This is a genomic window from Lebetimonas natsushimae, from assembly GCF_002335445.1.
Taxonomy (GTDB): Bacteria; Campylobacterota; Campylobacteria; order Campylobacterales; family Nautiliaceae; genus Lebetimonas; species Lebetimonas natsushimae.
The window spans coordinates 61,913-72,246 of record NZ_BDME01000001.1 but is presented as its reverse complement, the minus strand read 5'-3'; the positions used below and the strand labels follow the sequence as shown (position 1 = coordinate 72,246).

Genomic DNA, 10,334 nt, shown 5'->3' with positions numbered 1-10,334 from the left:
CTTATCCTTCACTTGATAATTTGTCATCAAGAAGTTTATTTAAAAGTTTTTCCTCAATCATATTCATTTTAATTACAGGAAGTAAATTGTTTTCCTGATAATATTTTATCACATCCTGAGGATTTTGCCCCTGCATCAAAGCTTCATAATAAATCACCTGTGAAAGCTCCTGGTCGCTTACATCTACATTTTCTTTTTTGGCAATAGCATCAATTAAGAAAGTTAATTTTACCCTGTCTTTTGCATCTGGCAGTAATTTTTCTCTTAGTTCTTTTACTTTTTCAGGATTTTCCTGAAGTTCTTTAATTTCTGCAGGACTCATTTTAGAAGCTTCCTGATTAATCATTATTTCAACTTCTCTCTCAACTACTGATTCAGGAAGGTCAATTTCATATTTTTTAACCAGACATTCAAGTATTTCTTCTTTTTTAGGTGCAAATACTTCCGCTTTTTTTCTGCTTAAAATCAATTCTTTAACATGTTCTTTAAGAGTATCTAATGTCGCATTTTCATCATTTAAATATTTTTTAGCCAGATCATCATTAATTTCAGCCGGTATTTTTTCCTGGATTTTTTTAAGGGTTACTTCAAATTCAGCCTCTTTTCCTGCAATTTCTTTTGCTCCGTAATTTTCAGGGAAAGTTACTTTAATTTTTTTACTCTCACCTACTTTCATACCTACAATCTGGTCTTCAAATCCAGGAATAAAAGAATTGCTTCCAAGCTCTAGCGGATAATCCTCAGCGCTTCCGTTTTCCATTTCTTTCCCGTCAATATATCCTTTAAAATCAATAACGGCAATATCACCTTTTTGGGCAACTTCTTTCTCAGAATCTTTAATTTCAGCTAAGCTTTTTGCAATATTTTGTAATTCTTCATTGATTTCTTCATCACTTACTTCAATTTTTTCAATTTCAGGCACACATTCTTCATAACCCTCAATATTTACCTCAGGTCTGGTAAATACTTTGATTTCCACTTCAATTTTTTCTTCGCCTTTATCAAATTTAACAACTTCCGGTTCCGCAATCATTTCAGCAATTTCAAGGGCTTTTAAACCTTCATTTAAAACATCTCTTACGGCTTCGCTTATTGCGTCTTGTTCTATATCTGCAGCATACATTTTTTTAACTATTTTTACTGGAACTTTTCCGGGTCTGAATCCCTGAATTTTTACTTTTTTTGCAAGTTGCTTAGCAATTTTGTCTTTTTTTGCTTCCAAATCTTGATTTTCAATTTCAGCTTTTATTATACTATTAGCAGAATCTATTTTTTTAGCTTCAACCATACATTATCCTTTTTTAAAGTGTATAATACCATAATTTTATAACAATTTGAAAGGAAACGATGCCTCTAAAGAATATAAAGAATAAAATCAATTCCAAAAAACTTTCACGCCCTTTTGGAATTATTAAAAAAATAAATTCAACCAATTTGATTGCAACGGGCCTAAATCCTTCAATCGGGGATATAGTAAAAATCTGCTCAAATGAAAAAGAAATGCCCGGAATGGTGACAAGCCTCGATGAAAACTCTTTTATTGTCACCCCTTTTAGTTTTTTAGAGGGCTTTAAAATAGGGGATAAAATTTATATAGACGAAAACGGAATGAATATCCCGGTTGGAGAAGGACTGCTTGGAAGAGTGGTGGATCCTTTTATGAATCCGATTGATTCAAAAGGCCCTATAACATTTGAAAAAAAATATCCGATTATGAAAAAACCCATATCCCCTCTTAAAAGAGGCGTGATAAATGAAGTTTTCTCCACCGGAATTAAAGCGATAGACGGACTTTTAACCTGCGGTAAAGGTCAGAAACTGGGTATTTTTGCCGGAAGCGGGGTTGGAAAATCGACTTTAATGAGTATGATTGTAAAAGGAAGTTCTGCTGAAATTAAAGTAATAGCCCTGATTGGTGAGAGGGGCCGTGAAATTCCCGAATTTATAGAACATAATTTAAAGGGGGATTTAGCCAATACTGTAATTATCGCCGCCACAAGCGATGATTCGGCTTTAATGAGAAAATACGGGGCGTTTTCTGCAATGGCTGTGGCTGAATATTTTAAAGACAAAGGGAAAGATGTATTGTTTTTAATGGACAGTATAACACGTTTTGCAATGGCACAAAGAGAAATAGGTCTGGCACAGGGGGAACCTCCTACTTCTAAAGGTTACCCTCCAAGCTCAATTATTTTACTCCCCCAATTAATGGAAAGAGCCGGAAAAGAAAAAGGCAAAGGTTCAATTACCGCATTTTTTACCGTTTTGGTAGAAGGAGACGATACCTCAGCCGATCCGATTGCAGACCAGGCAAGAAGTATTCTGGATGGACATATTATTTTAAACAGGGAACTGACAGACAGAGGTATGTATCCTCCAATTGATATCCTTTCATCTGCCAGCAGAGTTATGAACAATGTCGTAAATAAAGAGCATTTAACATTGGTTCAGAAATTTAAATATTTATACTCTCTTCTTAAAGAAAATGAAGTGTTAATAAGAATCGGTGCATATCAAAAAGGGGTTGACAGGGATTTAGACGAAGCAATTGAAAAAAAAGAAGCCATGGAAAATTTTTTAAAACAGAATCCTGATGAATTATACAAATATGAAGAAATTTTAAACTTGCTAAAAGAAATAATATGAATTTACATTTTATTTAACAATATGCCCAAAAGGGCAAAAGAGGAGGTAATTCTTAAAAACTTTTAAGGAGGGGAAATTGAGTTAAAATTATAACAGAAAAAACTTAATGTTCGCTTAAGTTTGGCTTAAAGTTGGCTTAAATATTCTTCAAATTTATCACTTTTTATTACGTATTTATTATTCATAAAATTAAATTCAAGTTTATATGAATGAAGCATAAGTCTTTTAGCTCCTGTAGTTTTAATTCTTTCTTCCTCAGTTACTTGTTTATTTAAATATCTGTCTGCAAATTCATTACTTACACCATATAATGGATCTCCCACAACAGGATGGCCAATGCTGAACAGATGCACCCTTATCTGATGCTGGCGGCCTGTAAGTAAATCACATTCAACTAAAGTATTGTCCCCTATTTTTTTAATGGGTTTTACTATTGTAACGGATTCTTTTCCATCGGGATGTATGATTACCTTTACTTTAATGTTTTCATTTTTATTGGCTAAAATCGGCTTTTTAATGGTAAGAGTTTTTTCTAAATGACCTTTAACCAAGGCTAAATAACTTTTTTTAACATTTTTATTTTGAAACGCCTGCTTTAAAACACTTTCGGCAAACTTGTTTTTACTTGCAATCACAAGCCCGCTTGTCTCCCTGTCAAGTCTGTGGACTAAATTTGCATTATTTCCCCACAGCGCCCTTACATCATCAAGCAGACTTTTGGTATTTGCAAGCTTTTTGGGATGAATAGCAACTCCGCTTGGTTTATCAAAAATGGCAAAATGTGCTGTTTCAAAAACTGGTTTTAATCCGTATCCGTTTGGTTCAAACACTATGGCTTTTAATATTCCGCTGCCTCTTGCGGACTTTTCAGTTACCCTTTTTCCGTTCAGGCTGACCCTTCCCCTGTCGATTGCCCTTTTGGCTTCGCGCATAGAAAAACCAAGATCTATTAAAAAATCCAGAATCTTCTGATTTTTGATTTCAAATTCTTTAACTACAAATCCCATAATATCCCTAATGGAAAATGGATAATGAAAAATGGATAATTACTTTTCTTTATTTTCACTTTTTTCTAACTTTTCATTATTTTTATTTTCATTTTCCATTTTACTTTTTACATTATCTACTTTCTCATTATTATTTAACATATTTGAAAAATCCCTTGTATTACCGACAGCTGTCAATTCGTCAAGGGAAGTCAGTGAACTTTTAATTTCATTCGCCTCACCAGTTACCTTGTTTTGAAGTTCCTGAAGCTGCTTTTTATACTGTTCCATTTCTGCTTTCATTTCTTCAAGTTCCAGTTCTCTTCTGATATCGGCGGTTGCATCTCTCCACATCTTTTTTATTTTTATAAAAAGCCTTCCCAAATCCCTCATGGCATCGGGAAGTTTTTCAGGTCCTAAAACAATAATGGCAATAACCGCTACAAATAAAATTTCACTAAAGCCCATATCCGGCATATTAGTCCTTTTAGTAAATATTGTATAATTGTATCAAAAAAAAGGATTTTAATGGTTGAAAGATATGCAAGAGAAGAAATGAAAAAACTCTGGAGTCAGGAAGCCAAATACAATGCATGGCTTGAAGTTGAAAAAGCGGCTGTAAAAGCTTGGAACAAACTGGGGCTTATTCCTGATGAAGATGCTAAAAAAATTGTAGAAAACGCAAAATTTGACATTAAAAGAATAGACGAAATAGAAAAAGAGACAAAACACGATGTAATTGCATTTTTAACAAGTGTGGCTGAGAGTTTAGGGAGTGAGAGCAGATGGGTTCATTACGGAATGACAAGTTCTGACACAATCGATACTGCAGTTGCTCTTCAGATGAGAGACAGTTTAAAAATTATTATTAATGATGTTAAGATGGTAATGGAGAGTATTAAAAAAAGGGCGATGGAGCATAAATACACTTTAATGGTGGGAAGAAGCCACGGAATTCACGGAGAACCTATAACTTTCGGACTTGTTTTATCAATCTGGTATGATGAAATGAAAAGACATCTTAAAAACCTTGAAGAAACCCTTGAAGTTATAAGTGTCGGGAAAATTAGCGGGGCTATGGGTAATTTTGCGCACGCACCGGTTGAACTAGAAGAGCTTACATGTGAATTTTTAGGATTAAAACCTGCCCCTATTTCAAATCAGGTAATTCAAAGAGACAGATACGCACGCCTTGCATCAGCCCTTGGTTTACTTGCATCAACTGTTGAAAAAATAGCAGTAAACATCAGACATTTTCAAAGAACAGAGGTTTATGAAGCCGAAGAATATTTCTCAAAAGGACAAAAAGGCTCTTCTGCAATGCCTCATAAAAGAAATCCTGTGCTCAGTGAAAACATCACAGGTTTAGCCAGGGTTATCAGAAGTTATACTGTACCTGCAATGGAAAATGTGGCTTTGTGGCATGAAAGAGACATAAGCCACAGTTCGGTTGAGAGATTCTGGCTTCCGGATGCGTTTGTTACAACAGACTTTATGCTGCATAGATTAAATAACATTATTTCAAATCTTTTGGTATATCCAAAAAACATGATGAAAAACCTGAATCTTACGGGCGGACTTGTATTTTCTCAAAGAGTACTACTTGAACTTCCAAAAAGGGGTATAAGCAGGGAAGACGCTTATAAAATTGTTCAAAGAAACGCTATGAAAGTTTGGGAAGCGCTTCAAAAAGGCGAAAAACCTATAAATGAAAAAGGTGAGAGCCTGTTTTTAGAAAATCTCCTTAAAGACGAAGATTTAAAAAAAGTTATGAAAGAGGATGAAATAAGAAATCTTTTTGATTACAACTATTATACAAGAAATGTGGATAAAATTTATAAAAGAGTTTATGGAGACAATGCGTAATCAATGTATAATGGAAAATTACAGATTGAATTAGTTAATTTTTATTCAACCAATGATTATGAAAAAAATTTAAAGAAAATTATTCAAATAATTAAAAACTCTACTTCCGATTTACTTCTTTTTCCGGAAGTTGCCCTAACTGGATTTGATTATAAAAACTGGCAAAAAGCAAATAAATTTGGTGAATTTGCGATTGATGAGCTATCAAAATTAAATAAAGCATTTGCTTTGACTTTAATTTTGGAAAATAAAAATTATTTCTGTTTTTTTGATAACGGGCTTATTTATAAAAGGGCTAAATTTAATCTTTTCGGATATGAAACAAAATATTTTGAAATTGGGGACAAACCGGATATTTTTGAATGGAGAGGACTTAAGCTAGGAAATTTAATCTGTTTTGAGCTAAGATTCTTAGAATATTGGGAAAAATTTAAAGGCGTTGATTTGATTTTAGTACCTTCAAGGTGGGGAAAAGAGAGAATAAATCATTTTAAAACTTTAAATAAAGCCCTAAGCCTTTCAACTCAATCACAAATTCTTGCAGTAAACAGCGCAAATGAAAAAGCGTACGGATGCAGTTTTGATGGATGGGGTGAGGGAGTTGGATTTGATAATGAAAAAATTATAACTTTTGTCGATTTAGAAAAAAACAAAAAAATAAGAAAAAAATTAAATATAGGAATAAAATGAATCCTTTAGCCGATAAACTTGCTGATTATGTAAATTTTTCACCAATTATATACAAAGCGTTTTCTGAAATAGACAGGAAATTTTTTGTTCCGATAGGCCTTGAAAAACACGCATATAACATTACACCTCTTCCGCTTGCTGATAATTCCACAATTTCCTCACCTCTTACAATCGCTAAAATGACCATTTTACTTGAACCCGAAAATGTAGATAAAGTTTTAGAAATAGGAAGCGGCAGCGGATATCAGGCTGCAATTTTAAGCAAAATTGTAAGAAGAGTTTTTACTGTTGAGAGAATTTGCCCTTTAGTAAAAGAGGCAAAACAGAAATTTGAAAAGCTGAGACTCTTTAATATTAATATTAAATGCGACGACGGAAGAAACGGCTGGAGGGAATTTGCACCATACGAGAGAATCCTTTTTTCTGCCGCAACTGATGAAATACCAAAAGAATTATTCGCCCAATTGGACGAAAATGGTTTTATTTTGGCACCAATTAATAAGGAGAATAAACAAATAATTACCAGATTTTATAAAAACGGCAAAAAAGAAGAGATTGAAAAGTGTGAATTTGTTCCTTTAAAGAAAGGCATTATACTTTAACTATTTCTCTGTATTGATTTTGCAATAAATTTTCAAAATTTTTAATTTTTGATTCCAACTCATCTAAAGAAGAAGTCATATCTTCAATTTCATCAAAAACTTTTTCATCAATACTTAATAAATGTTCAAACCCTTCTTTAAAACTGTTTAAAAGTTCTTGCATCTGAAATATGATATGATCTAAATTAGCACCTTCCTGGGTAAAATTGGAAGTATTTTGTTTTAAAACATTAATAGTCACTTCAACTTCACTTGTTGCTTTTTGAGTCCTTTCAGCCAGTTTTCTCACCTCATCGGCAACCACAGCGAAACCTCTTCCGTGCTCTCCCGCCCTTGCTGCCTCAATTGCGGCATTAAGTGCCAATAAATTGGTCTGATCTGCAATTTCTTTAATAAGCTGTATAATATTATTAATATTTCCTACACTCTCATTCAATTCTACTATATTTTGTCTTGCAACATCGGAAAACTGGATTAATTTTTCTACTTCCTTAACAAAATTTTCAAAAATTCTTTTTAATTCATCTATTTCTTTTTTATTCCCCTTTACAACTTCTATTAATGTTTTTACATCATTTATATGAATATCCGCTTTATTGGCAATTTTTTCTATTAACCCAATGTTTTCTTCCAATGTGTTAAAACAGCTGCTTGCTTTTGAAGTAAATTTATTAAGTTTATTTTCCAATACTTTTTTTTCGTTCAACTGACTCTTTAAATCCTCTATAATTCTGTCCTTTTCACTCAATTCTTCTTCCAATTGTTTTATTTTTTTTTCATAATCCTTACAGTCATTTTTGCCAAAAAACATTTCTTTCTCCTTATTGTTTTTATAATTATAATATAAAAATTATTTGCAACTAAGTTGCATTTTGCTATAATTTCAATATGTGTGAAAAATTAAAAAATTTGAAAAAAACAGAATTAAAAATAGCCAAACTGTTACAAAAACATATTTTACCCGCAAAAGAGTTGCAAAACATTTTAAATGTAGACAAAACTACAATTTATAGAAATCTGCACTCTCTTTTAAAAAAAGAAATAATTAGAGAAATAAAAAACAGTGACGGAATCAGTTTTTACGAAATAAACTGTAAAATTCACAACCCGATTCATCCGCATTTTGAATGCAAAATATGCAAAAAAATTTATTGCCTGAATGCTTTAAAACCGGAAGATGTGATAAGTTTGTCCAATTATACCGATTTTGCGATAGATTCGATAAAAATTAAATTTGAAGGAATATGCAATGAGTGTAAAAAAAAGTGGAAAGTTAAAAATTAAAAGTGAAAAATTTTTGTTATTTTTGTTATTGCCTGTTTTAAGTTTTGCACTGAATATTTCAGTAACCGTGTTACCCCAAAAAGGGGTTGTAAAAGCAATAGCGGGTAAAAAGGCTAATGTTTATATAATGGTACCTCCGGGAAGTTCTCCTGCAACCTATTCAATAGGATTCAAAGAACTTAAAAACATTAAAAAAAGCGATATTTATTTTACAATAGGCGTACCATTTGATAAAAAATACCTCTCAAAAATAAAAGAAGTTAATCCCGACATTAAAGTGGTATATTTTGGAAAATACTTAAACAAAAATTCTAACCCTCATATCTGGCTAAGTCCCGCTAAATTGCAACTTCAAGCAAAAGTGGTATTGGATGAACTCATTAAAGCAGACCCTGAAAATAAAAAATTTTATCTAAATAATTATGTAAAATTTATTGATTCACTGGCCAGTCTTGAAAAAGAGGGATTTTTAAACATAAAACAAAAATCCTTTATTACATTCCATCCCGCATTTTATCATTTTGCAGAGGATTTTCACATAAAAGAAATAGCTCTCGAAAAAGAGGGAAAAGAACCGAGCTTTTCTTACTTGAATAAAATTTTAAAAATTGCAAAGGAAAACAGCATAAAAACTGTAATCATTTCACCGGAATTTCCTAAAAAATATGCTGAAATTATTGCACAAAAAATAGGTGCTAAAACATATGTAATAAGCCCGCTAAATGAAGATCCGAGAATTACAATCAAAAAACTTATAAAAGCACTTAAATGAAAGCCATTACAATAAAAAATTTATATTTTAAATACGATAAAGACTGGATTTTAGAAAATATAAATTTAACCCTCATGGATAAAGAATTTTTGGCCATCATAGGTCCAAACGGAGGGGGAAAAAGCACTCTTTTAAAACTGATTTTAGGATTTTTAAAGCCAAACAGGGGAGAGATTAAAATTTATGGCAAATCCCCACTTCAAGCACGCCATTTAATAGGATATGTTCCTCAATATACAACTTTCTCACTTGATATTCCTATAACCGTTGTTGATATAGTACTGCAGGGAAGACTTAAAAAAGGCAAGTTTTTTTATTCAAAAGAAGACAAACATAAAGCTCTTTTAATGCTTGAGAGATTAAATATTGCCCATTTAAAAGATAAAAAAATACGCGACCTCTCAGGAGGCCAGAGGCAAAAAGTATTAATTGCACGTGCTCTTGCAACTGAACCAAAAATTTTGATAATGGACGAACCGACCAGCGCAATTGATATAAAAGGCCAAAAAGAAATTTTGGATTTAATAGAAAGTCTTGATATAACAAGAATAGTAGTAAGCCATGATATTAAAATATTATTTAAAGAAGTAGATAAAATAGCATATATAAATAAAATTGCCATTATTCACGAAGGGCCTAAACTTAATATTCCAACAGACCAGCATTTCTGTGAAGTGGAATTAATGGAATTTTTAAAGGATACAGATGTGGGATTTAATAAGTAATTCAATATACGCAGGAGTGCTGCTTAGCATTGCCATTGGAATAATAGGCTCTTTGATAGTAATAAATAAAGCAAGCGCAATTACGGGAAGTATTGCACACGGAAGTTTTGGAGGAATCGGGCTTGCCATTTTTCTTGGAAGCAGTGTTTTACTTACAACCACCGTTTTTGCTTTGTTTTTAACCCTTATTTTAGCTTTTATTTCAGTTAAATATCCAAACAGACTTGATAGTTTCTTAGGAGTTATATGGGCTGTGGGAATGAGTTTGGGAATTCTCTTTTTATCCATGGCACCCGGATATCATTCGGATGTGTTAAGCTATCTTTTCGGAAATATTTTACTTGTTGATTCAAATGATTTAAAATATATGATAAGCGTTGATATTGTTTTAATAATTTCAATTATTTTACTTTACAACTATTTTCTTGCAATGAGTTATGACAGAGAATTTTTATATTTAAGGGGAATAAATGCAAATCTAATTTATACCCTGTTTTTAATCCTTACAACATTAAGTATTGTAATGAGTGTAAGGGCTATTGGAATTATTCTGGTTTTGGCCCTTTTTACCATTCCTCCGCTTATTGCTGAGAGATTTACAAATAAATTTTATAAAATGATTATTTTAAGCTCTGTTTTAGCTGCAGTTTTTACAACAGCCGGAATTTGTATCAGTGCAAAATATGATATAGCCCCAACCCCGGCAATTGTTATAATTGCAACTGCTGCACTTTTTTTGAGTCTGTTGAAAAAAAACTAAAGG

General features: G+C 32.2%; 11 protein-coding genes and 1 pseudogene. 8 read left to right on the top strand and 4 right to left on the bottom strand.

Going from position 1 to position 10,334, the window contains the following annotated elements; all coding sequences use genetic code 11:
* Nucleotide 1 precedes the first annotated feature (1 nt).
* Complete coding sequence (gene tig / locus LNAT_RS00435) at nucleotides 2-1,288, bottom strand: trigger factor (RefSeq protein WP_096257962.1); 1,287 nt, start codon at nucleotides 1,286-1,288, stop codon at nucleotides 2-4.
* Between the two features lie 59 nt (nucleotides 1,289-1,347).
* Here tig and fliI point away from each other — a divergent pair, with 59 nt between their 5' ends.
* A complete protein-coding gene (gene fliI, locus LNAT_RS00430; protein ID WP_096257961.1) occupies nucleotides 1,348-2,646 on the top strand; it encodes a flagellar protein export ATPase FliI in 1,299 nt (432 codons plus the stop codon).
* Nucleotides 2,647-2,771: 125 nt separating this feature from the next.
* Here fliI and LNAT_RS00425 read toward each other — a convergent pair whose 3' ends face one another.
* Both LNAT_RS00425 and tatB read right to left on the bottom strand, forming a co-directional pair.
* Nucleotides 2,772-3,653 (bottom strand): RluA family pseudouridine synthase, encoded by an 882-nt coding sequence (locus tag LNAT_RS00425; protein WP_096257960.1) that lies wholly within the window; start codon nucleotides 3,651-3,653, stop codon nucleotides 2,772-2,774.
* Between the two features lie 39 nt (nucleotides 3,654-3,692).
* Nucleotides 3,693-4,109: a Sec-independent protein translocase protein TatB gene (gene tatB / locus LNAT_RS00420; protein ID WP_096257959.1), complete on the bottom strand. Its 417-nt coding sequence runs from the start codon at nucleotides 4,107-4,109 to the stop codon at nucleotides 3,693-3,695.
* A 51-nt stretch (nucleotides 4,110-4,160) separates the two neighbouring features.
* On the opposite strand from tatB, the gene purB reads away from it, so the two are divergent.
* The 3 genes from purB to LNAT_RS00405 are packed head-to-tail and all read left to right on the top strand — an operon-like array spanning nucleotide 4,161 to nucleotide 6,790.
* A complete protein-coding gene (purB, locus tag LNAT_RS00415) occupies nucleotides 4,161-5,498 on the top strand; it encodes an adenylosuccinate lyase (RefSeq protein WP_096257958.1) in 1,338 nt (445 codons plus the stop codon).
* 3 nt (nucleotides 5,499-5,501) lie between these two features.
* On the top strand, nucleotides 5,502-6,188 hold the full coding sequence (locus LNAT_RS00410; RefSeq protein WP_096257957.1) for a carbon-nitrogen hydrolase family protein: 687 nt from the start codon (nucleotides 5,502-5,504) through the stop codon (nucleotides 6,186-6,188).
* Nucleotides 6,185-6,790: a protein-L-isoaspartate(D-aspartate) O-methyltransferase gene (locus tag LNAT_RS00405; RefSeq protein WP_096257956.1), complete on the top strand. Its 606-nt coding sequence runs from the start codon at nucleotides 6,185-6,187 to the stop codon at nucleotides 6,788-6,790. Before LNAT_RS00410 ends, LNAT_RS00405 begins: the two co-directional genes overlap by 4 nt.
* Here the strand turns inward: LNAT_RS00405 and LNAT_RS08985 are convergent.
* Nucleotides 6,780-7,226 (bottom strand): annotated as a pseudogene (locus tag LNAT_RS08985) (methyl-accepting chemotaxis protein); the annotation flags it as partial. The gene LNAT_RS00405 and the pseudogene LNAT_RS08985 overlap by 11 nt on opposite strands.
* A gap of 452 nt (nucleotides 7,227-7,678) precedes the next feature.
* Here LNAT_RS08985 and LNAT_RS00395 point away from each other — a divergent pair.
* From LNAT_RS00395 to LNAT_RS00380, 4 genes are read left to right on the top strand one after another with little or no spacing between them, the layout of a single operon-like run.
* Nucleotides 7,679-8,074 (top strand): Fur family transcriptional regulator, encoded by a 396-nt coding sequence (locus tag LNAT_RS00395; RefSeq protein WP_096257955.1) that lies wholly within the window; start codon nucleotides 7,679-7,681, stop codon nucleotides 8,072-8,074.
* A complete protein-coding gene (locus LNAT_RS00390; RefSeq protein ID WP_096257954.1) occupies nucleotides 8,040-8,846 on the top strand; it encodes a metal ABC transporter solute-binding protein, Zn/Mn family in 807 nt (268 codons plus the stop codon). Before LNAT_RS00395 ends, LNAT_RS00390 begins: the two co-directional genes overlap by 35 nt.
* Nucleotides 8,843-9,571 (top strand): metal ABC transporter ATP-binding protein, encoded by a 729-nt coding sequence (locus LNAT_RS00385; protein ID WP_096257953.1) that lies wholly within the window; start codon nucleotides 8,843-8,845, stop codon nucleotides 9,569-9,571. The genes LNAT_RS00390 and LNAT_RS00385 overlap by 4 nt, the downstream gene beginning before the upstream one ends.
* Nucleotides 9,552-10,331 (top strand): metal ABC transporter permease, encoded by a 780-nt coding sequence (locus LNAT_RS00380; protein WP_096257952.1) that lies wholly within the window; start codon nucleotides 9,552-9,554, stop codon nucleotides 10,329-10,331. Before LNAT_RS00385 ends, LNAT_RS00380 begins: the two co-directional genes overlap by 20 nt.
* Nucleotides 10,332-10,334 lie beyond the last annotated feature (3 nt).

What these genes read in the sequence shown, in the direction of transcription:
- tig (WP_096257962.1), bottom strand. Translation starts at nt 1,288, where the DNA reads ATGGTTGAAGCTAAAAAAATAGATTCTGCTAATAGTATAATAAAAGCT.
- fliI (WP_096257961.1), top strand. Translation starts at nt 1,348, where the DNA reads ATGCCTCTAAAGAATATAAAGAATAAAATCAATTCCAAAAAACTTTCA.
- LNAT_RS00425 (WP_096257960.1), bottom strand. Translation starts at nt 3,653, where the DNA reads ATGGGATTTGTAGTTAAAGAATTTGAAATCAAAAATCAGAAGATTCTG.
- tatB (WP_096257959.1), bottom strand. Translation starts at nt 4,109, where the DNA reads ATGCCGGATATGGGCTTTAGTGAAATTTTATTTGTAGCGGTTATTGCC.
- purB (WP_096257958.1), top strand. Translation starts at nt 4,161, where the DNA reads ATGGTTGAAAGATATGCAAGAGAAGAAATGAAAAAACTCTGGAGTCAG.
- LNAT_RS00410 (WP_096257957.1), top strand. Translation starts at nt 5,502, where the DNA reads ATGTATAATGGAAAATTACAGATTGAATTAGTTAATTTTTATTCAACC.
- LNAT_RS00405 (WP_096257956.1), top strand. Translation starts at nt 6,185, where the DNA reads ATGAATCCTTTAGCCGATAAACTTGCTGATTATGTAAATTTTTCACCA.
- LNAT_RS00395 (WP_096257955.1), top strand. Translation starts at nt 7,679, where the DNA reads ATGTGTGAAAAATTAAAAAATTTGAAAAAAACAGAATTAAAAATAGCC.
- LNAT_RS00390 (WP_096257954.1), top strand. Translation starts at nt 8,040, where the DNA reads ATGAGTGTAAAAAAAAGTGGAAAGTTAAAAATTAAAAGTGAAAAATTT.
- LNAT_RS00385 (WP_096257953.1), top strand. Translation starts at nt 8,843, where the DNA reads ATGAAAGCCATTACAATAAAAAATTTATATTTTAAATACGATAAAGAC.
- LNAT_RS00380 (WP_096257952.1), top strand. Translation starts at nt 9,552, where the DNA reads ATGTGGGATTTAATAAGTAATTCAATATACGCAGGAGTGCTGCTTAGC.